Raw genomic sequence first — 19,493 nt, 5'->3', positions numbered from 1 at the left:
CAGGGCGGCATGAACTGGCGAAATCACATCGGGACCGCACTCGAAGGCCATCATCCGGGCCTCGGCCGGCGCGTCGAACTGGCGCTCTTGGCTATTGTCGCGATCTCGGCCCTGTTGATGGGCATCGAGACGCTTCCGGATCTGCCGCGCTGGGCACGCTACGTCCTGGTCGTTACGGACATCGTCATCATCGCGATCTTCACTCTCGAATATGCGCTGCGCATCCTCACGGCGCATAACAGGCGTGCTTATATCTTCAGCTTCTACGGCATCGTCGACTTGCTATCGATCGCGCCCTTCCTGCTCGGCCTCGTGCTGCCATGGTTCGGTGTCGATCTCAGAGCACTGAGGACATTGCGGCTTTTCCGACTGTTCCGGTTGCTCAAGGTGGCGCGCTATACGAAGGCCGCGGAACGGCTGGCCGCCGCGTGGCGTTCGGTAAGAGAAGAGGTGGCAATCTTCGCGGTCGTTGCGACGGTGCTGCTTTATGCCTGCGCGCTGGTTGTCTACCAATTCGAACATGAGGCGCAGCCGGAGGCGTTCGGCTCCGTTTTCGACGCACTCTGGTGGGCCGCCATCACGCTGACCACGGTTGGCTACGGCGACGTCTATCCCGTGACCATGCTCGGGCGGCTTTTCACCGTACTGATCCTGCTGGTCGCTCTCGGCATCGTGGCGGTGCCGACCGGCCTCATCGCCTCCGCTCTTACCGCGCTGCGGCAGGAAGAGCGCGAGGCCGCGGGACAGGACAAGTAGAGCCTGCTCAGTTCAGCATCACGTCGTTCACGTAGCCGATTGCCGCGGCCGCCAGAAGGATTGCGGCTGCCGCTGCGATCAGCAGCAGCGGCGCGCCGAAAAGGGACTTGCGCTCAATCGCCTTGATGCCGGCGCGCAGCGGGTCGGGATCCGCCTGCTCATCCGGCAGCTTTGACGGCGCCGCGCCGGTAACGGGGTGGGCGCGCAGCTTCCAAAGCGCGGGCAGGTAGACCCAGGCGCCGCCCAACCAGAACAGCGCGATGACAATCCAGCCGAAAACGCCGGGGCCGAACCATTTGTCGTACATGAAGAGAGCGGTGACGAGCGTCGAGGCTGCCACCCACATCAGAATGCCGCTGCCGACCGCGCCCGGCGGCAGCAATTTCACCTCATAGCCGCAGCTGGCGCAGTCGTAGCGGAGCTCCGTGCCCGTGCCGGTCCAGCGGCGCTCGGACAGCGCCATGTCGGCGCCGCAGCGCCGGCATCGCCTTGTTTCGGTTTCCGCCCCCATGCCCCGAACCTAGAAAGAAGTAGCGGTGCGGGGCAAGCCCGCCGGGTCAGCGGGTCACGAGTTCCGGCCCCATCAGCGAATAGGGCAGCCATGTCGACAGCACCGGCACATAGGTGACGAGAATCAGGAACAGGAAGAGCACGGCAACGAAAGGCATCGCCGCCCTTACGACCTGGATCAGGCTCATGCCGGTTATGCCCGACGTGACGAACAGGTTAAGGCCGATCGGCGGCGTGATCATGCCGATCTCCATGTTCACCACCATGATGATGCCGAGATGGACGGGATCGACGCCGAGCTCCATTGCGATCGGGAAAACGACCGGCGCCACGATGAGCAGCAGTCCGGAAGGTTCCATGAACTGGCCGCCCAGAAGCAGCAGCAGATTGACCGCGATCAGGAAGGTGAACCAGTTGAAGCCGTAATCGAGCATCACGTCGGTGATGGCGTCGGGGATGCGCTCGGAAGTCAGCACATGCGCGAAGAGCAGCGCATTGACGATGATGAACATCAGCATCAGTGTGGTTTTGCTGGCGTCGACCATGACCTTGCGTGTTTCGTCGTGAAAGGCTGCTGCGGGCATCTTGCGCAGCATGAGCGAAAGGTTGCGGCCCCAGATCGGAAGCCCGGCCGCGAGATGACGCGGCACGGCGAGCGGGCTGTGTTCGGGGTCGCGCCAGACCGCATAGGCGATCAGGATTGCGAGCGACAATATGAGCCCGAGCGTTGTGCGCCCGGCAAATGTGACGGTCTCCGATTCCGCCGTCGCGAAGAACGACAGGATCATCCACACAAAGAAGAACGCCAGGAAATAGACGCTGGCCGAAAAACCCACCCGCGCGCTTCTGGAATCGCTTTCGGCGACCCAGGGCGTGTCCTTCATCGGACCCATGTCGCGATAGATGAAAAGCGCGACGAAGAAGGCATAGACGGCGGCCACCGCGGCGGCCTCCGTCGGCGTGAATACGCCGCCATAGATGCCGCCGATGATGATGACGATGAGGAACAGGCCCCAGCCCGCCTCCTTGCCGCCATTCAGAAGTTCGTGAAAACCGCGCCACGGTTCAGCGGGCAGATTGCGCCAACGGGCGGCGATGTAGATGGCGACCATCAGCATCAGGCCCGCGACAAGGCCCGGGATAACGCCGGCGAGGAACATGCGGCCGACCGAAACATCGGTTGCGGCCGAATAGACCACCATCACGATCGATGGCGGGATCAGAATGCCGAGTGTGCCGGCATTGGCGATGATGCCTGCCGCGAAGGGTTTGGAATAGCCGACCTGGCGCATGCCGGCGATCGCGATGGTGCCGATGGCAACTACCGTGGCCGGCGAGGAGCCCGACAGCGCGGCGAACAGCATACAGGCCAGAACCGAGGCCATGGCGAGGCCGCCGCGGAAATGGCCGACCGCCGCGATGGCAAAGCGGATGATGCGCTTTGCCACGCCGCCGGTGGACATGAATGCCGATGCCAGGATGAAGAACGGAATGGCCAGCAGCGTGTAGTTCTGCGATGCGGTGAAGAGCTGCAGCGCAACCGACGACATGGAGTCGGACGAAAACAGCGCGATCACCAGTACCGACGACAGGCCGAGCGAAACCGCGACGGGGACGCCCAGAAACAGCAGACCGATGACAAGGGCGAAAAGGATTATGGTTTCCATTGTCTCAGCCCTTCAGCTCGTCCTTGTGCTCGGCAACGAGCTCTTCGGCTTCGTGGCCGGCAATCACCAGTTCGCGCTCCCCCGTCCATATCTGGCCGATGGCCTGCAGGCTGCGGAAAGCAAGCAGCGACAGGCCGATCGGCAGCATCAGATATGCGATCCAGCGCTGAACGCGGTCCTGAAGGCCGAAGGTGGATTGGAGCAGCTCGGGCCAGCGCAGGTCGTCGAGCCCGGTGCCGCGCTGGAACATGAAGGTCCAGTAGCCGACCGCACCCGTCTGGCGCCAGTTGGTGCTGGTGTCGACGCCGAGCAGCGTGAGCCATGCCGCGTTGATGAGAATGATCGCGTACAGCAGAACGCAGGCGGCGCCGAAGATCGCCAGGGCGCGGAATGCCCGGGGCGGGAAAAGCCGGATGAGCGCATCGACGCCGAGATGCGAGCCGATCTTGATGCCGTAACTCATGCCGAACAGGATGAGCCAGGCGAAAAGAATGCGCTGAAGTTCGAGCGCGCCGCCCCAGCCGGTGTTGAAGCCGTAGCGCGCGACAACCTGCGCGAATGCGACGATGGTGATGATGGCAAGCAGCGCGGCGATGAGGTTTTCCTCAAGCCGGGCGACTGCCTCGGGCCGCCTGCGCTCCCATTGCCAGAACGCGCCTATCATGAGCAGCAGCGCCAGATAGGGCCACAACACGCTCCAGTTCATTATCCTGACCTCCCCCCGAAGTCATTATTGGCTGCAACAGCGGTGACGATCACCCGATGCAGCACCGGGCGGGCTTTTCGCCCGCCCGGCCAATGTGTCGGCTTGTTGTTTCTAGTTGGTGGCGTTGGCGCCGACAGCGGCGTCAATCAGGTCCTTGCCGATATCGCCTTCGAACTGATCCCAGACCGGCTTCATGGTGGCGACCCAGTTGGCACGCTGTTCGGGCGCCAGCTCGCGGATCATGCCGCCGGCATCGAGAATGTTCTGGCGGTTGGCGGCTTCGGTCGCTGCGACCGAAGCGTTTGCCGATGCGGTCACGTCGTCAACGATGGAGACGAACTGATCGCGAATGTCGGCGTCGAGGCCTTCCAGCCATTCCGTCGAGGTCACCAGCAGATAGGCCAGAACCTGATGGTTGGTCTCGGTGATGCCGTCCTGCACCTCAAAGAACTTCTGGGTGTAGATGTTCGACCAGGTGTTTTCCTGACCGTCGACAACGCCGGTCTGAAGCGCGCCGTAGACTTCCTTGAAGGCGAGCTTCTGGGCCGAAGCGCCAAGCGCCTCGATCATCGCCACGGCGACGTCGGACGTCTGCACGCGGAAGCTGAGGCCCGACGCGTCGGTGGGCTCGACAAGCGGCTTCTTGGCCGAGAACTGCTTCAGGCCGGACAGCCAGTAGCCGAGACCGGTGTAGCCGTCGGGCTCCATAACCTTGAGCAGACCGCGGCCCGCATCGCTGTTGTTGAAGCTGTCGACGGCGTCGAGGCTGGCAAACAGGAACGGCAGGTCGAACAGCCGGTACTTCAGCGTGTAGGCTTCGAATTTCGAAAGCGACGGAGCAGCGAGCTGAACGTCGCCCAGAAGCAGCGCTTCCAGAACCTTGTCGTCGTCATAGAGGGTCGAGTTGGCGAACACCTCCATGCAGGCCTTGCCGTTCATCTCCTCATTGACACGGTCTGCGAGCAGCGTTGCGGCGTCGCCTTTCGGGTGGCCCGTCGCGGCAACCACATGGCTGAACTTGATGACCATTTCGCCGTCGTCGCAGCTTGCCAGCGCGGGTGCCGCGCCGATCGCTACCGATGCGGCAACAGCCGCGCCCAAAACATATTTCATGGAGTCTCTCCCTATTCTCCGGACACCGGCTGTGCCGCCGGCTCACAAATGTGTTCGCAAGCGTCGTGCCAACTTCCCGCTGGCCTGCGCATGTCCGCGTATATCGATAGTTTACAGGGCGTTACCGGGCGCAGTCATTGCGCAGCGCAACACCGATGCAAACCTGGATGGGTAGATTCGGTAACATCTTCGGCGGGCAATGGGTGGTTTCTCACCCTCAAAGCCCGTGGCGGCGCATCTTTTCGTACAGCGATTTGCGGGAGATGCCGAGCTCCTCGTAGACCGGTTTCAGCCTGCCGTCATGCCGGTCGAGCGCCGTTTCGATCACGGCTTTTTCGAAGCTCTCCATGCGCTCGCGCAGCGGCGGGCCGCCGCCATTGACCGCCGCCTGCCGCTGCTGCCCGAAATCGGTGCCGAGGCCAATGACAAACCGGTCGGCGACATTGCGCAACTCGCGCACATTGCCGGGCCAGTCATGTGCCTTCAGGCGTTCCAGAAGATCGACGGTAATTTCCGGGATCTCGCGCCGGTAGCGGGCCCGTGCCTCACGCGCCAGCTGGAAAAACAGGTCGGGTATGTCTTCGGCATGGTTGCGCAGCGGCGGTATCGAAATGCTCACCACGTTGAGGCGGTAGAAGAGATCGGCGCGAAAGCGCCCGGCTTCGCTTTCGGCCTTCAGGTCCGCCTTCGACGCGGCGATGAACCTGACATCGGTCTTGATGACCCGGTTGGACCCCAGTCGCTCGATCTGCTTGGTTTCAAGCGCGCGCAGCAGCTTCACCTGAAGATCGAGCGGCATGGATTCGATCTCGTCGAGCAGGATCGTACCGCCATCGGCATGTTCCAGTTTGCCGATGCGCTGGCTGCTTGCACCGGTGAAGGCACCTTTTTCGTGTCCGAACAGCTCCGATTCCACTATCTCCGCCGGCAGCGCGCCGCAATTGATGGCGACAAAAGGCTGGCCAGCGCGAGCGCCAAGGCGGTGAATGGCGCGCGACACGACCTCCTTGCCGGAACCGGTTTCGCCGACGACGAGCACATCGGCGTCGGTCTCCGCAATCGCCCGGACCTCGGCTCGCAGCCGAACCATCGCCGGCGAGTTTCCGATCAGGACTTCATCGACACCGTCGCCGCCGGTGAGGTTTTCGCGCAGCGCCCGGTTTTCGAGCACCAGCCGGCGCTTCTCCAGCGCCCGCGCGGAAACCTCGGCCAGCTTGCCCGGAGTGAAGGGCTTTTCCAGAAAATCATATGCACCGTTGCGCATGGCCTGCACCGCAAGCGGCACGTCGCCATGACCCGTGATCAGAATGACGGGCAGCGCGGGGTCGATTTCAAGCGCCTTGGCCAGGAAGGTCATGCCGTCGATGTCGGGCAGGCGGATATCGCATACGGCGATGCCCGAAAAGGCGCGGGTGATCATGCTCAAGGCGCCGTCCGCGCGCGGGAAATCGGCCACGGCATAGCCGTCCAGCTCCAGCCCTTGCACGAGAGCGTGCCGCAGATCGCTGTCGTCGTCGATCAGCACGATATCGGCATAGGCGCCCATCAGGCCGGCTCCATTTGCCGGTTTTTGGCCGGGGCAGCCGTCCTGAGCACCACGGTAAAGGTAGCGCCACCTCCCTCGCGGCCGCCGGCGCTGAGTTTACCGCCGAAATCCTGCACGATGTTGTAGGCGATGGAGAGCCCGAGCCCGAGACCTTCGCCCACTTCCTTGGTGGTGAAGAAAGGGTCGAATATCGAATGGACGTCGTCGGCGCTGATGCCGGGGCCGCGATCGCAGACGCGGATCGTCGTCGTGGTGTCGTCTGCCTGCCAGTCGATGGTGATTTCGTCGGCCCCCGACAGCGTGTTGGAATCGATGGCGTTCGAGATCAGGTTGACAAAGACCTGCGCCAGACGCACCGGGCCTGCGCGAACCAGGCGGCCGGGGCGGTCCGGCCGGCAGACGATTTTCATGCCGGCGGCCTTGGCCTTGGGCTGGATCAGAAGCAGGCTGTCCTGCAGGACCTGTTCAAGCTGAACGTCGGCAAGGTCGATGCGCGGTTTGCGGGCAAAGGATTTCAGCGTCTTCGACAAGGTGGCCATGCGGTCGACCATCGCCCCGATGCGGCTCAGATTGTCGGAGACCTGTGCGGTCTTTTTTCGCGCCAGAAACAGCTGCGCATTGTCGGCGTAAGATCGTATGGCTGCGAGCGGCTGGTTGTATTCATGCGCCAGCGCCGCCGACATCTGGCCGATCGCGGCCAGTTTGGTCGACTGCACCAGCTCCGTCTGCGCCTTGCGGAGCGCCGTTTCGGTAAGCTTGCGCTCTTCCACTTCAACTGCCAGCCGGGCATTGGACCTGCTCAGCTCGCCGGTGCGCTGGCGTACCTGGCGTTCGAGGCGCAGAGCAGTCAGGCGCTCGAGGCGGTGCCGGCGGCGCGATTCCTGCAGGCTCAGGACGATGATGACGCCGATCAGCGTGGCCAGCGCTGCGCCGAGCCCGGCAACCGTGGCGGCATAGCGGCCCGCATCCACGATCGCGCGGTCGGGTACCAGCACAAATAGCGTCCAGTCCATGTGCGGAATGTAGCGGCGGAAGGGAATGAAGCGCGAGGAGCCGGTGTCGGGAAGCGTGATCGTGCCGGCGCTTGCGCCCGCTCCGGTGAAAACAGCTTCGCGAATAGCGGATGCCCTGCCGCGCGCCATGCGATTGCCGGCGACGAGCTGGCCCCGGCTGTCGAAAGCAACGATCGGATTCGGCGACAGCGCCCAGGTCTGCTCGATGGAGTCCAGCGGCGCTGCGACAATGATGATGGCGCGGACATCGCGGCCGAGCCTGACGCCCGTCGAAAACGCATAGGTGTGCTGGGTATCCGCGGCCGAAAGCGAGGCCCTGCCGAGCCGGCCCTGCAATGCTGCGCGCACCAGCTCTGTGTCGGCGATCAGGTCGGGGGTGAGATAGCCGGTAGCACTTGTCATGCTCATGCCGTCCGGCGCGGCGAAGGCGCTGTCCGTGGCGCCGGACAGGGTCCGCACATTGGAGGCTATGACGCGAAGCTCGTCGGCATCGGCTGCAGACAACCCGTCGGCGAGCATCGCAAGCACGTCCTGCCGGCGCGCAGTGAGTGCCGGCACATGGCGGTACTTGTCGAGATGGCTGAGGATCGTCTCGACCTGCAGGCCCAGCGTGAACTCGGCATTGCGGCGCAGCTCCGCCTCGGCACTGCGCTCGGCCAGCCGCATGGCAACCAGGATCGTCACCGCGCCGAGCACAACCGCCAACCCGAGAAAAGCGGCGACCTGCAGGAGCGGTTTCTGGAGGGTGGCGTTTCTGGACATCCTACACGCGAGCTATCTATCCGGAGCCTCGCCGCCATTCTAGGCGTCCAGTTTGCTGTGCAACAAGCGCTTTCGTCGCTGCTTGACCGGGATCAAGGCAACCGCGGCTGCGCTCCCCCATAAGAGCCGTATGACAAGTAGGAGGACCTGATGCGGACTTTGACGATTGCGGCGGTTTCGGTGTTGATCCTGGGCGTGGCAGCCGCTCATGCCGACGAGGCATCTGATATCGAATTCGGACGCCTGCTGGTTTTGGAGAACTGTTCCACCTGCCACGCAACGGGCAAGGCTGACGAGAGCACGCATCCCGACGCGCCGCCTTTCAGGCTTCTGCCGCAGCGCTATCCGCTCGAAAATCTGGAGGAGGCGCTGGCGGAAGGCATTGTCACCGGCCATCCCGATATGCCGGAATTTGTTGCAACGCCGCCGCAGATCGCTGGCATTCTGGCCTACATCGCAAGCATCGGAGAGTAGTGCCGAATTTTTAGTGGGCGATGATCTCGTCGCCCGCGCGAAAATGCTTCGAAAGTTTCAGGCCCTGTGCCTGATAGTTCGACGACAGAGCCGAGCCGTAGAGTTTCTTCGGTCGCGAGAGCATGTGCTCGTAGACCAGCCGGCCGACCGTCTGGCCATGTTCGAGGATGAACGGCACCTCGTGGCTGCGTACTTCGAGCACGGCGCGGCTGCCGGTGCCGCCGGCCGCCGAATGGCCGAAACCGGGATCGAAGAAACCGGCATAGTGGACCCTGAACTCGCCGACCAGCGGGTCGAACGGCGTCATCTCCGCGGCATAGTCGGGCGGCACATGCACAGCCTCGCGCGAGGCGAGAATGTAGAACTCGTCGGGATCGAGCACCAGTTCACCGGTGCCGCGCACATAAAGCGGATCCCAGAAATCAAGCACATCGTGGGCGGCTTTTACGTCGACATCGACCACGGCGGTGTGATGCTTGGCGCGGTAGCCGACGAGGCCGTTGGGGTCGCCGCGCAAATCGATCGACAGAGCAATACCGCCGCCCGAGATGTTGGGTTCGTCCGATGCGACAAGCGTCTGTCGCGCGTGAAGGCCGGCGAGGTCTTCGGCGTCGAGTAGCGGCGTGCCGCGGCGGAAACGCACCTGCGACAGGCGGGAGCCGGCGCGAACGACGATCGGGAAAGTGCGCGGACTGACTTCCAGGTAGAGAGGGCCGGAATAGCCCGCGCCGATCTTGTCGAACTCGCGGCCATGATCGGTCATCACGCGGGTGAAGATGTCGAGCCGCCCGGTCGAGCTCTTGGGATTGGCGGAGGCGGAGATGTCATCCGGCAGCGCCAGCCGCTCCATCAGCGGAACGATGTACACACAGCCGGTTTCCAGCACGGCGCCGCCCGACAGGTCGATCTCGTGCAGTTTGAGCGCGGAGAGTTTGTCCGCAACGGGACGCGCACCGGGCAGGAAGCTTGCCCGCACGCGATAGGCCGTCGTGCCAAGCCGCAGGTCGAGGCTTGCCGGCTGGATCTGGTCCGGGTCGAGCGCGGCATCGGATGCCAGCGCACCGCCCTCGAACAGCGCTGCGATTTCGGTGTCGGGGAGAATACCTGCCTTGGCCAACGGAGCCTCACCACCTGCTCTTCCTGGCCGGAGGTTTAAGCGCCCTTGCGATTGACGCAAGCACCGGCGCCGTCTAAACGACAATTATNCCTTGCGATTGACGCAAGCACCGGCGCCGTCTAAACGACAATTATCCCGTGGTGATTTGGCCGGTCGGCTTGCAGCCACGTTAAACAAGTCGCTAAAGGACCGAGAGGACCGGCCAGCGATTTGCGGCCGGTTTTTTTGTTTTTGAGGCACTGTCATGACCCTGGAGACGAAGCGCGCACTGAAACCGGCAACCGAACTGGTTCATGGCGGCACGATGCGATCATCGTTCGGGGAAACGTCGGAGGCGCTCTACCTGACCCAGGGTTTTGTCTACGACAGCTCGGAAGCCGCGGAGGCGCGCTTCAAGGGCGACGAACCGGGTTTCATATATTCGCGTTACGCCAACCCCACCGTCGACATGTTCGAAAAGCGCATGTGCCAGCTGGAAGGTGCGGAAGACGCGCGGGCCATGGCCTCGGGCATGGCGGCTGTCAGCGCGGCACTTCTGTGCAGCGTGAAAGCGGGCGATCACGTGGTTGCCGCGCGGGCGCTGTTCGGTTCGTGCCGCTGGGTGATCGAGACGCTGATGCCGAGATACGGCATCGAAACCACCTTGGTCGATGGCACCAGCCTTGACGCATGGCAGGCTGCGGTGCGGCCCAATACGAAGCTATTCTTTCTGGAGAGCCCCACCAACCCGACGCTTGAAGTGATAGACATCGCTGCGGTGGCCGGGATCGCCAATGCGGCCGGTGCGCGCGTTGTCGTCGACAATGTGTTCGCGACGCCGCTGCAGCAGAAGCCGCTGGAGCTCGGCGCGCATATCGTCGTTTATTCCGCGACCAAGCACATTGACGGGCAGGGGCGCTGCCTCGGCGGTGTCGTGCTTTCCGACAAGGAATGGATCGACAAGCACCTGCACGACTATTTTCGCCATACGGGGCCCAGCCTTTCGCCGTTCAACGCCTGGACCATGCTGAAGGGGCTGGAGACGCTGCCGCTCAGGGTGAAACAGCAGACCGAAAGCGCCGGGCGCGTGGCCGGGCACCTTGCGTGCCATCCCAAGGTCGAGCGGGTCATCTATCCCGGCCGCAACGATCATCCTCAGGCCGACATCATCGCGCGGCAGATGAAGGGTGGCTCGACGCTGGTCTGCTTCGAACTGAAGGGCGGCAAGAAGGCGGCCTTCGGCACCCAGAACGCGCTGGAAGTTATCCGCATCTCCAACAATCTGGGCGACGCAAAGAGCCTGATCACGCATCCTGCGACCACGACCCACAAGAACCTGACCGACGAGGCACGGGCCGAACTCGGTATCAATCCAGGCACGGTGCGGCTGTCGGTGGGGCTGGAAGATGCCGACGACCTGATCGCCGATCTCGACCAGGCGCTGGATCGGGCGGGTTAGGTTTTGCCGCGAAAAGCCGACGCGGCCAGCACGATGCGTGACAGCGCTGTGTAGAAGGTGATTGCTGCAAAGGCATAGGCCAGAACCGGGAACCAGCCCGGAAACAGGCAAAAGGCGGCGAAGAACAGTATCGTCTCAGTCGCCTCGGCCAGCCCCGTGGTGAAGAAAAGCGATTTCGAGCCCCGCGCGTCGGTTGTCGCGCCGCGCTTCTCGGCCATCACGGCGTAGGCGAGGAAACTCGCGCCGTTGACGTAGAACGAGAAGATCAGCACCGCGCCGGCCACCGCGTTGGCTGCCGGATCGAGCAGTACAAAACCGAGCGGGATCGCGCCGTAAAAGACGAAGTCGAGCACGATATCGAGGAAGCCGCCGAAATCGCTGCTGCCGGTGATCTTGGCAACCGCGCCGTCGAGGCCGTCGCCGATGCGGCTGACGAGCAGCAGGAACAGGCCGAAATAGAGATTGCCTGCCGCGATGGCGGCCGCAGCGGCGAGACCTATCAGGCAGGAGGCGACCGTAATCGCGTTCGGGGTTGCGCCGAGGCGCACCAGTTGCCGGGCAGTTAGGTTCAGTGCCGGGTCGATCCGCCGCCGCGCCCAGCCGTCAAGCATTCTGTTCGTGCCGGTGTTTGGCCATGATCAGGACCATACTCATGTCTTTGACGGTTACAACGCGTGATTTATCTGGCACATCAGGATGATGCCGCAGGCGAGGTGAGACTGACATGTACAAAGCGATCACCCGGAACATCGAGGTGATGGCGGAGCCGATTTTTCTGGAAGACCGCTCCAATCCCGAAGATGGCGAGTATTTCTGGGCATACCGCATCACGATCGCCAACAACTCGCAAATGTGGGTGAAGCTGCTGTCGCGGTACTGGCGCATCACCGACGGGCTCGGGCGGGTGCGCGAGGTACGCGGCGAAGGCGTGGTCGGCGACCAGCCGGAACTGAAACCCGGCGACAGTTATCAATATACGTCCGGATGCCCGCTGACGACGGAGTCGGGTTTCATGGTCGGCAGCTACACGATGAGCGGCGCCGACGGCGAAACCTTCGAGATCGACATTCCCGCATTTTCACTGGACGTTCCCGGCCAGGCGCATTCGGTCAATTGAGCGACGAACCGGACCCCGAAAACTCATCCGGGTCGAATACATACTCCGTCGAGCAGAACTCGCAATTAACGCGGATTCCTCCGTCCTCGGTGCTCTCCGCGATCTCCTCGGCCGTGAAACCTTCGAGGATCTGCCGGATCTTGTCCCGCGAGCAGGAACAATCGTCCACGACCGGTGTTCCGTCGTAAACCCGCACTCCCTGTTCGTGAAAAACCCGGTAGAGCAGCCGCTCCGTACCAACTGTGGGGTCCGCGAGCTCGGACGGGTCGAGCGTGAGAAACAACGCACGCGCGGTTTGCCAGGCATCGTCGGTCGGGCCGCTCTGGTCCGGGTCGGAATCGTCGCCGTCTCCGCCGTGCAGATCGGGCACACGCATGCGGTCGAGCGATTCGGGCAGAAACTGCATGATCGCCCCGCCGGCCCGCCAGTTGGGCGCCGCGCCGTTGCCGCCAGGCAGTAGCTGCCGTGCGACGCCGAGGCGTACCTCGGTCGGAATCTGTTCGGACTGACGGAAATAGACGCGGGCAATGTCTTCCAGCGAGGTCCCGTCGAGTTGCACCACGCCCTGATAACGCTGCATGTATGCCCCCTGGTCGACGGTGAGCGCGAGCACGCCGTCGCCGAGAAGCTGCTCGGGCGCGTCGCGGCCATCCGCAACCGCCGCTGCCACTTGTTCGGCGTCGAAACGAGCGTAAGCGCGCACAGAACCGGGGGTGCGGATGTCGGCGACCAGCATATCGACGGGTCCGTCGGAGCGGGTCTGGAGAATGAACTTGCCGTCGAATTTGAGCGACGTGCCGAGAAGCACGGTGAGCACGATCGCCTGCGCCAGCAGGTTCGCCACCGGCTCGGGATAGTCGTGGCGGCTCAACACCTTGTCCAGAAGCGGGCCGAGCTGCACCGCGCGCCCTCGAACGTCCAGAGACTGGACGTCGAAAGGAACGACGTTGTCGTCACCGGCGAACCCGAAGTCGCCCAGCGCCGGTAGTTGTTCGCTCAAAATCACAAATCCCGATCTACCCTGCCAAGCTACCGGCCACGCGGTATCGGCGAAAGGCACAATGCGTTCAAAATGGGGTTAGCTGCCTGCAGATAAGGTCGCGCCTGCCGCGCTTCAAGCGCCGAGGCACCATGCCAGCACGGCCTTTTGCGCATGGAGACGGTTTTCCGCCTCGTCGAAAACCACCGAGTTCGGTCCGTCGATAACTTCGTCGGTCACTTCCTCGCCGCGGTGCGCCGGCAGGCAATGCATGAACAGCGCCTCCGGGTTCGCCTTCTTCATCAACTCGGCGTTCACCTGGTAGGGGCGGAAGACGTTGTGGCCGCGGGCGCGATGTTCCTGCCCCATCGAAACCCAGGTGTCGGTGACCACGCAATCGGCACCCTCAACCGCTTCTTCCGGCGACGCGGTGATTGTAACCCGTCCGCCGTTGGCACGCGCCCAGTCGACATATTGTGCCGCCGGCTCGCTGCCCTCCGGCACCGCAACATTCATGCGGAAGCCGAACCTGGCCGAAGCCTCCAGCAACGAATGAAGCACGTTGTTGCCGTCGCCGACCCACGAGACCAGCCGATCGCCTACCGGACCGGCGTGCTCCTCGAACGTCATCACGTCGGCCATTGCCTGGCACGGGTGCGTATCGTCGGTCAGGCCGTTGATCACCGGAACGGTTGCATATTCGGCCAGTTCGCGAAGCCGGTCATGCGAAGTGGTGCGGATCAGGATCGCATCCACGTAACGTGAAAGGACACGTGCGGTATCCGCGATCGTCTCGGAACGGCCGAGCTGCATTTCGGTGCCGGTCAGCATGATCGTTTCGCCGCCAAGCTGGCGCATGCCGACATCGAACGAAACGCGTGTGCGCGTGGACGGCTTTTCGAAGATCATCGCCAGCGCCTTGCCGGCAAGCGGCTTGTCGGCCTCACCCGCTTTCAGCCGTTCCTTGCGGCGGCGCGCGTCATCCAGGATACCGCGCAATTCCGCCGCGGACATGTCGGACAGGTCGGTGAAGTGTTTTGCTGACATGACGAACGCTCAGGCCGCGCCGGCGGCTTTTTCGGCCAGGCCGGCGGCTGCGGCGCGAATGGCGTCCAGCGCGATGCGGATTTCGTCGTCGCCGACATTGAGCGGCGGCAGAAGCCGGACCACATTGTCTCCGGCCGGCGCAGTCAGCAGGTTATGATCGCGCAATGCGGCGTTCACCGCCGTATTCTGCAGCCGGCATTTGAGGCCCAGCATCAGGCCCTCGCCGCGCACCTCTTCGAAAACGGAAGGAAACTCGTCGATAACCGAGGCAAGTCCCTGCTTGAACAGCAGCGCTTTGCGCTGCACGTCGTCCAGAAACCCATCTTCCAGCACCACATCCAGCACAGCATTGCCAACCGCCATGGCAAGCGGGTTGCCGCCGAAGGTGGTGCCGTGGATGCCCGGTACCATGCCGCTGGCCGCTTCCTCGGTGGCCAGACAGGCGCCCATCGGAAAACCGCCGCCAATACCTTTGGCGATCGCCATGATGTCCGGCTCGATGCCGGACCATTCATGCGCAAAAAACTTGCCGGTGCGGCCGATACCGCACTGGATTTCGTCCAAAATGAGCAACAGTCCATGCCGGTCGCATATCTCGCGCAGCTTGCGCATCGTCGATGACGGCACCGGACGAATACCGCCCTCGCCCTGAACGGGCTCTATGAGGATGGCGGCGGTCTCACCCGAGACGAGGTCTTCGATCTTGTCCAGATCGGCATAGGCGATCTGATCGAAGCCTTCGACCTTGGGGCCGAAGCCCTCGAGATATTTCGGCTGTCCGCCGGCAGCGATCGTCGCCAGCGTGCGGCCGTGGAAGGCCCCCTCCACGGTGATGATGCGGTAACGCTCAGGGTGACCGCCGGCATACTGATAGCGGCGGGCCGTCTTGATGGCGCACTCTATCGCCTCGGCGCCGGAATTGGTGAAGAACACCTTGTCGGCGAACGTGGCTTCGGCAAGCCGGTCCGCCAGCCGCGACTGGTCCGGAATCTCGTAAAGGTTCGATACATGCCACAGCTTTGCCGCCTGCTCGGTCAGGGCGGCGACCAGATGCGGGTGTCCATGGCCCAGCGAATTGACCGCGATGCCGCCGGCGAAGTCGAGAAATCGCTGGCCGCCCGGCGTTACAAGCCAGGAACCCTCGCCGTGTTCAAACGACAGGGGTGCGCGTGCAAAAGTATTGTACAGCGCCGAGCCACTCATTCCGTATCCTCCGGCAATGCTCCGGTTCGTTCCGGCAACCGCCAATACCAACCGGCAAAATCAAAAAAGCCGCCCAGCAGCGGGCGGCTGTCCAATTTGTGCGTCTATCCCGGTTTTTCCCCGGAAAGTCAATGAATGACGGGGTTTGGGCAATTGGTCCAACGCTTTGGCGCCGCCGCCGCGCCTGGGATATTCCGGCCAAGCTGGGGAAAACCGGGAAAAGCGATTCTGCCTGCGGTCGGGACTCTTGTCACGGAGTCAAGCGATGCGATAGTTTGCCCCTAACGAACTAGATTTCGTGCGGCGGACTCTAATCTCTGCGTAAATGTAGCGTCACGCTGGCCCTTCGGCCGGTCGGGAAAGGATTCCGATTCCGCACGCTTCGCCAAGGAGCGGCATACGATGAACTGGACAGACGAACGCGTTGAACAGCTGAAAAAGCTATGGGCGGACGGGCTGAGTGCAAGCCAGATCGCGGCGCAGCTTGGCGGCGTCAGCCGTAACGCGGTGATCGGCAAGGTTCATCGGCTGAAGCTTTCCGGCCGCGGAAGGACGGGGTCGTCGTCGCCGCGGCCAAAAAAGGCCGCTCCGGCAGGCGGGCGCACGCCGCGCACCGGGCGCACCGTGACCCAGACGATCGGCGCCACGGCGCTCAAGGCGCAGTTCGACGTTGAGGCCATCGCGCGGCAGGACCTGCGGCCCATCGAGAACGTCGTGATTCCGATATCGCGCAACCTGGCGCTGGTGGAGCTGACCGAGCACACCTGCAAATGGCCGAACGGCGACCCGATGAGTGACGAATTCAGCTTTTGCGGCAATGAGTCCGGCGATTCAGGCCCCTATTGCACCTATCACTCGCGGCTGGCGTACCAGCCGGCCTCGGAGAGGCGCAGGGTCCGCTAGAGCGCAGCAGGCAGCGCCGCCTTCTAGTCGTCGACCTCGACCGTCACATCGTGGCTGCGGTCCTGCTTGGGGCGTTCGGCCGGGAGCTGCTCGGCAGTGACAACGTAATAGATCGTCTCGGCGATATTGGTGGCGTGATCGCCCATGCGCTCAATGTTCTTGGCGCAGAACAGAAGATGCGTACATGAGGTGATGTTGCGCGGGTCTTCCATCATATAGGTCAGGAGCTCGCGGAACAGCGAGGTGTAGACGGCATCGATTTCGTAATCGCGGTCGCGCACCGAGCCCAGGCGGCCGACTTCGCGTGATGCGTAGACGTCGAGCACGTCCTTCAACTGCGCCGAGGCGAGCTCCGACAGCGATTGCAGACCGCGGAACAGCTTGACCGGCTGCCGCGACATGGCGACCGAAATTGCGCGCTTGGCGATGTTCTTGCCGAGATCTCCGACGCGTTCCAGATCGGTGGAGATCCGAATTGAGCCGATGATCTCGCGCAGATCGTCCGCCAGCGGCTGGCGGCGCGCGATGACCGCCAGCGCCCGCTCGTCGATTTCGCGCTGCGCTGCATCGAGTTGCTCGTCGGCGGCAATCACCTTCTGCGCCATCGGCGCGTCGTTGTGCACCAGGGCGGATATGGAATTCTCGATCATGCGCTCGGCCATGCCGCCCATCGCGGCGACCCGGCCGGCGAGAAATTTCAGGTCTTCATCATAGGCGCTGACAATATGCATGTGCGGCTCGTTTCCTTGGCATCTCGAATCCGGAACCTAGGACAGGCAGGTAACGGAAAAAAGAACCGGAGCGGACTTCAGACACGATAACGTCATCGCGACTGTGTGCCTGCCGCCGGAGAGTGCATCATTATCCGGGAAGGTGAACGGTAAACGCCGCACCCTCGCCGATCCTGGATCGTATGGTGAGCCGCGCATTGTGCCGGCTCAGAATGTGTTTGACGATGGCAAGGCCGAGCCCGGTACCCTTCTGGGTGCGGCTTTCCTCGACATCGACGCGATAGAAGCGCTCCGTGATGCGCGGTATGTGCTCGTCGGGAATGCCGGGCCCGAAATCGCGGACCGTGACATCGACACCGGCTTCCGGGCCAGGGCCCGAGCGTTCGACCGATATCTCGACCTTGCCTCCCGACGCACCGTATTTGCATGCGTTCTCAAGCAGGTTTTCGAACACCTGAATGAGTTCGTCGCGGCTGCCCGGCACCTCGATCGGTTCAGCCGGGATGTCACGCACGATCTCGACCCCGGCATCCCTCGCAAGCTGGTTGAGAGAATCGATCACACCGCCGACCAGCAGACAGATGTCCACCCTCTCGTCGGGATTGACGAAGGACTTCATCTCCAGCCGCGACAGCGAAAGCAGATCGTCGATCAGCCGCGCCATACGCCCGGTCTGGTTGTTCATGATCTCGAGAAAACGGTCGCGGGCCTTGGGATCGTCGCGGGCCGGGCCGCGCAGGGTTTCGATGAAACCCGAGATGGAAGCCAGCGGCGTGCGCAGCTCATGGCTGGCATTGGCGATGAAATCGGCCCGCATGCGGTCGACCCGCCGCAATTCGCTCTGGTCCTTGAACACGAGAACATAGAGCCCCGAGCCGGCGCCCACCGAGGATGCGCTGACGCGATAATGCCGCTCGACCGGCACGCGCTCGGCATAGTCGACACCCGCAGGCCGGTCGTTACCCGAAAGCAATGCGCGCACAAGCTCCTGCATTTCGGGAGATCGAAAGCGCAGCTGCACATCAACCCCCGGCGCAACCGATCCGAAAGCTGTTTGCGCCGGCTGGTTGGCATGCGCGATGCGCCCGGTCTGGTCGAACAGGATTAGCGGATCGGGTACGGCGGCGGCCAGACGCATCGCTGAAAGGCGCTCCAGCGGACCGAGCAGCGCCTGTGCCTTGGCTTCGCGCCGGCGGCGCATTCGGCTTGTGCGCGGCACAAGCGCGGCCGCACCGACAACGCCGAGAACCGGAATGACGATATGGGCCCAGGACACGTCGGAGAACGCGGCGACGAACAGGATCGCCGCAACCGCCACGGCAACAACCCAGCGCGCCTCCGAAAGGCGCGTTGCGTAGAGCGCCAATGCGCTACGCGTCCTCTCGGTGGTGTCGGTTTCGCTCATGGTATGGTCCCGCGCGGGTGGCGCACATTCTGCAACTGGCAGCTTGAGGCCGAAGAACGCTCCCAATAGCATGACGGCGTGAACTTAGAAGGATCGGCGCATGAAAAATGACAATCGGAACAAAGGCGGTGTGGATGCCAAGCCGATCAGGATCAAGGTCGGCGGCAAGGAACGCATGTTCGACATCGACGATCCTGGCCTCCCCGACTGGGTGGAAAAAAACAAGCTGACGGCCGGCGGCTATCCCTATGACGAGCGCATGAAGCGCAAGGACTTCGACCAGACGCTGGAAACCCTGCAGAAGGAGCTGGTCAAGCTGCAGTCCTGGATGCAGGCGACGGGCGAGCGCGTCATGGTGGTGATGGAGGGTCGGGATGCCGCCGGCAAGGGCGGCACGATCTTTCGCATGCACCGTTACATGAACCCGCGCACCGCAAACATCATCGCGCTGCCCAAGCCGACCGAGGCTGAGCGCGGGCAGTGGTATTTCCAGCGCTACATTGCGCATTTCCCGACCGCCGGCGAGTTCGTCACCTTCGACCGCTCCTGGTACAACCGTGCCGGCGTGGAGCCGGTCATGGGCTTCTGCACGCCGGAGCAGCACCAGAAATTTCTCGATGACGCGCCGCGTTTCGAGCTGACGCTGGTCAGCGAAGGCATACGGTTCTTCAAATTCTGGCTCAATATCGGCCAGGAAACCCAGCTCGAGCGGTTTCACGACCGCCGCCACAGCGCGCTGACGCATTGGAAGTTCTCGCCCATCGACGTGGCCGGTATGGAAAAGTGGGACGACTATTCGGCCAAGCGCGACCTGATGCTGGAGCGCACGCACACACCTTATGCGCCGTGGCAGGTGGTGCGGGCGAACGACAAGCGGCGCTCGCGCCTTGCGGTCATTCGCCACGTGCTTTTGTCGATCCCTTATGCCGGGCGCGACGAGAAGGCGATCGGCAAGGAAGATCCCAGGATCATCTCCGACGCGCCGGCATTTCTGCGCAGCCTGTGA

19 protein-coding genes and 1 riboswitch are annotated in these 19,493 nt (G+C 63.1%); of the genes, 6 read left to right on the top strand and 13 right to left on the bottom strand.

What is annotated here, in order from left to right; all coding sequences use genetic code 11:
- The first annotated feature begins 9 nt into the window (after positions 1-9).
- Positions 10-756, top strand: a complete 747-nt coding sequence (locus tag EP165_RS05700; RefSeq protein WP_127520514.1) for an ion transporter — start codon at positions 10-12, stop codon at positions 754-756.
- A 7-nt stretch (positions 757-763) separates the two neighbouring features.
- On the opposite strand, the gene EP165_RS05695 is transcribed toward EP165_RS05700, so the two are convergent.
- The 6 genes from EP165_RS05695 to EP165_RS05670 all read right to left on the bottom strand — a co-directional run bounded on the left by EP165_RS05695 (position 764) and on the right by EP165_RS05670 (position 8,073).
- Entirely contained in the window at positions 764-1,219 is a 456-nt protein-coding gene (locus EP165_RS05695; protein ID WP_127520513.1) for a hypothetical protein, read from the bottom strand.
- A 94-nt stretch (positions 1,220-1,313) separates the two neighbouring features.
- Positions 1,314-2,933 (bottom strand): TRAP transporter large permease, encoded by a 1,620-nt coding sequence (locus EP165_RS05690; protein WP_127520512.1) that lies wholly within the window; start codon positions 2,931-2,933, stop codon positions 1,314-1,316.
- A gap of 4 nt (positions 2,934-2,937) precedes the next feature.
- On the bottom strand, positions 2,938-3,639 hold the full coding sequence (locus EP165_RS05685; RefSeq protein ID WP_206075865.1) for a TRAP transporter small permease: 702 nt from the start codon (positions 3,637-3,639) through the stop codon (positions 2,938-2,940).
- A 111-nt stretch (positions 3,640-3,750) separates the two neighbouring features.
- Positions 3,751-4,752 (bottom strand): DctP family TRAP transporter solute-binding subunit, encoded by a 1,002-nt coding sequence (locus EP165_RS05680; RefSeq protein WP_127520511.1) that lies wholly within the window; start codon positions 4,750-4,752, stop codon positions 3,751-3,753.
- Positions 4,753-4,969: 217 nt separating this feature from the next.
- On the bottom strand, positions 4,970-6,298 hold the full coding sequence (locus tag EP165_RS05675; protein ID WP_127520510.1) for a sigma-54-dependent transcriptional regulator: 1,329 nt from the start codon (positions 6,296-6,298) through the stop codon (positions 4,970-4,972).
- Positions 6,298-8,073, bottom strand: coding sequence for a sensor histidine kinase (locus EP165_RS05670; protein WP_127520509.1), 1,776 nt, complete (start codon positions 8,071-8,073; stop codon positions 6,298-6,300). The genes EP165_RS05675 and EP165_RS05670 overlap by 1 nt, the downstream gene beginning before the upstream one ends.
- A 150-nt stretch (positions 8,074-8,223) precedes the next feature.
- Here EP165_RS05670 and EP165_RS05665 point away from each other — a divergent pair, with 150 nt between their 5' ends.
- The gene (locus tag EP165_RS05665) at positions 8,224-8,547 is read left to right on the top strand and encodes a c-type cytochrome (RefSeq protein ID WP_127520508.1); all 324 of its coding nucleotides are present in this window, start codon (positions 8,224-8,226) and stop codon (positions 8,545-8,547) included.
- A gap of 10 nt (positions 8,548-8,557) precedes the next feature.
- Here EP165_RS05665 and EP165_RS05660 read toward each other — a convergent pair whose 3' ends face one another.
- Positions 8,558-9,664, bottom strand: a complete 1,107-nt coding sequence (locus tag EP165_RS05660) for a 2'-deoxycytidine 5'-triphosphate deaminase (protein ID WP_127520507.1) — start codon at positions 9,662-9,664, stop codon at positions 8,558-8,560.
- A gap of 127 nt (positions 9,665-9,791) precedes the next feature.
- Positions 9,792-9,869, top strand: a riboswitch (SAM riboswitch).
- 39 nt (positions 9,870-9,908) lie between these two features.
- On the opposite strand from EP165_RS05660, the gene EP165_RS05655 reads away from it, so the two are divergent.
- On the top strand, positions 9,909-11,102 hold the full coding sequence (locus EP165_RS05655) for an O-succinylhomoserine sulfhydrylase (protein WP_127520506.1): 1,194 nt from the start codon (positions 9,909-9,911) through the stop codon (positions 11,100-11,102).
- Here EP165_RS05655 and EP165_RS05650 read toward each other — a convergent pair.
- Entirely contained in the window at positions 11,099-11,713 is a 615-nt protein-coding gene (locus tag EP165_RS05650; RefSeq protein WP_127520505.1) for a CDP-alcohol phosphatidyltransferase family protein, read from the bottom strand. The two genes, EP165_RS05655 and EP165_RS05650, sit on opposite strands and share 4 nt — an antisense overlap.
- A 113-nt stretch (positions 11,714-11,826) precedes the next feature.
- Here EP165_RS05650 and apaG point away from each other — a divergent pair, with 113 nt between their 5' ends.
- Positions 11,827-12,219 (top strand): Co2+/Mg2+ efflux facilitator ApaG/CorD, encoded by a 393-nt coding sequence (gene apaG, locus EP165_RS05645; protein WP_127520504.1) that lies wholly within the window; start codon positions 11,827-11,829, stop codon positions 12,217-12,219.
- On the opposite strand, the gene EP165_RS05640 is transcribed toward apaG, so the two are convergent.
- The 3 genes from EP165_RS05640 to EP165_RS05630 all read right to left on the bottom strand — a co-directional run bounded on the left by EP165_RS05640 (position 12,212) and on the right by EP165_RS05630 (position 15,448).
- Positions 12,212-13,219 carry an Hsp33 family molecular chaperone gene (locus EP165_RS05640; RefSeq protein WP_127520503.1) on the bottom strand — a complete coding sequence of 336 codons (1,008 nt, stop codon included), beginning with the start codon at positions 13,217-13,219 and terminating at the stop codon, positions 12,212-12,214. The two genes, apaG and EP165_RS05640, sit on opposite strands and share 8 nt — an antisense overlap.
- Positions 13,220-13,333: 114 nt before the next feature.
- Positions 13,334-14,245 (bottom strand): ornithine carbamoyltransferase, encoded by a 912-nt coding sequence (gene argF / locus EP165_RS05635; protein ID WP_127520502.1) that lies wholly within the window; start codon positions 14,243-14,245, stop codon positions 13,334-13,336.
- A 9-nt stretch (positions 14,246-14,254) separates the two neighbouring features.
- Complete coding sequence (locus tag EP165_RS05630; protein WP_127520501.1) at positions 14,255-15,448, bottom strand: aspartate aminotransferase family protein; 1,194 nt, start codon at positions 15,446-15,448, stop codon at positions 14,255-14,257.
- A gap of 402 nt (positions 15,449-15,850) precedes the next feature.
- Between EP165_RS05630 and EP165_RS05625 the strand changes: the two genes are divergently transcribed.
- Entirely contained in the window at positions 15,851-16,351 is a 501-nt protein-coding gene (locus EP165_RS05625) for a GcrA family cell cycle regulator (RefSeq protein ID WP_127520500.1), read from the top strand.
- A 23-nt stretch (positions 16,352-16,374) separates the two neighbouring features.
- Here EP165_RS05625 and phoU read toward each other — a convergent pair whose 3' ends face one another.
- Positions 16,375-17,082 carry a phosphate signaling complex protein PhoU gene (gene phoU / locus EP165_RS05620; protein WP_127520499.1) on the bottom strand — a complete coding sequence of 236 codons (708 nt, stop codon included), beginning with the start codon at positions 17,080-17,082 and terminating at the stop codon, positions 16,375-16,377.
- A gap of 130 nt (positions 17,083-17,212) precedes the next feature.
- Positions 17,213-18,487: an ATP-binding protein gene (locus tag EP165_RS05615; protein WP_127520498.1), complete on the bottom strand. Its 1,275-nt coding sequence runs from the start codon at positions 18,485-18,487 to the stop codon at positions 17,213-17,215.
- A 100-nt stretch (positions 18,488-18,587) separates the two neighbouring features.
- Between EP165_RS05615 and ppk2 the strand changes: the two genes are divergently transcribed.
- Entirely contained in the window at positions 18,588-19,493 is a 906-nt protein-coding gene (ppk2, locus tag EP165_RS05610) for a polyphosphate kinase 2 (protein ID WP_127520497.1), read from the top strand.

This window comes from Mesorhizobium sp. Z1-4 (genome assembly GCF_004000235.1).
In the GTDB taxonomy this organism is placed as follows: domain Bacteria; phylum Pseudomonadota; class Alphaproteobacteria; order Rhizobiales; family Rhizobiaceae; genus RCIO01.
The sequence above is the reverse complement of the archived record's forward strand: the minus strand, read 5'-3'. Positions and strand labels throughout refer to the sequence as shown.

Excerpts from the sequence above, each read along its gene's own strand:
- EP165_RS05695 (WP_127520513.1), bottom strand. The coding sequence starts at position 1,219 with ATGGCGCTGTCCGAGCGCCGCTGGACCGGCACGGGCACGGAGCTCCGC.
- argF (WP_127520502.1), bottom strand. The coding sequence starts at position 14,245 with ATGTCAGCAAAACACTTCACCGACCTGTCCGACATGTCCGCGGCGGAA.
- EP165_RS05665 (WP_127520508.1), top strand. The coding sequence starts at position 8,224 with ATGCGGACTTTGACGATTGCGGCGGTTTCGGTGTTGATCCTGGGCGTG.
- EP165_RS05630 (WP_127520501.1), bottom strand. The coding sequence starts at position 15,448 with ATGAGTGGCTCGGCGCTGTACAATACTTTTGCACGCGCACCCCTGTCG.
- EP165_RS05680 (WP_127520511.1), bottom strand. The coding sequence starts at position 4,752 with ATGAAATATGTTTTGGGCGCGGCTGTTGCCGCATCGGTAGCGATCGGC.
- EP165_RS05675 (WP_127520510.1), bottom strand. The coding sequence starts at position 6,298 with ATGGGCGCCTATGCCGATATCGTGCTGATCGACGACGACAGCGATCTG.
- EP165_RS05650 (WP_127520505.1), bottom strand. The coding sequence starts at position 11,713 with ATGCTTGACGGCTGGGCGCGGCGGCGGATCGACCCGGCACTGAACCTA.
- EP165_RS05690 (WP_127520512.1), bottom strand. The coding sequence starts at position 2,933 with ATGGAAACCATAATCCTTTTCGCCCTTGTCATCGGTCTGCTGTTTCTG.
- phoU (WP_127520499.1), bottom strand. The coding sequence starts at position 17,082 with ATGCATATTGTCAGCGCCTATGATGAAGACCTGAAATTTCTCGCCGGC.
- apaG (WP_127520504.1), top strand. The coding sequence starts at position 11,827 with ATGTACAAAGCGATCACCCGGAACATCGAGGTGATGGCGGAGCCGATT.
- ppk2 (WP_127520497.1), top strand. The coding sequence starts at position 18,588 with ATGAAAAATGACAATCGGAACAAAGGCGGTGTGGATGCCAAGCCGATC.
- EP165_RS05655 (WP_127520506.1), top strand. The coding sequence starts at position 9,909 with ATGACCCTGGAGACGAAGCGCGCACTGAAACCGGCAACCGAACTGGTT.
- EP165_RS05670 (WP_127520509.1), bottom strand. The coding sequence starts at position 8,073 with ATGTCCAGAAACGCCACCCTCCAGAAACCGCTCCTGCAGGTCGCCGCT.
- EP165_RS05700 (WP_127520514.1), top strand. The coding sequence starts at position 10 with ATGAACTGGCGAAATCACATCGGGACCGCACTCGAAGGCCATCATCCG.
- EP165_RS05615 (WP_127520498.1), bottom strand. The coding sequence starts at position 18,487 with ATGAGCGAAACCGACACCACCGAGAGGACGCGTAGCGCATTGGCGCTC.
- EP165_RS05685 (WP_206075865.1), bottom strand. The coding sequence starts at position 3,639 with ATGAACTGGAGCGTGTTGTGGCCCTATCTGGCGCTGCTGCTCATGATA.
- EP165_RS05625 (WP_127520500.1), top strand. The coding sequence starts at position 15,851 with ATGAACTGGACAGACGAACGCGTTGAACAGCTGAAAAAGCTATGGGCG.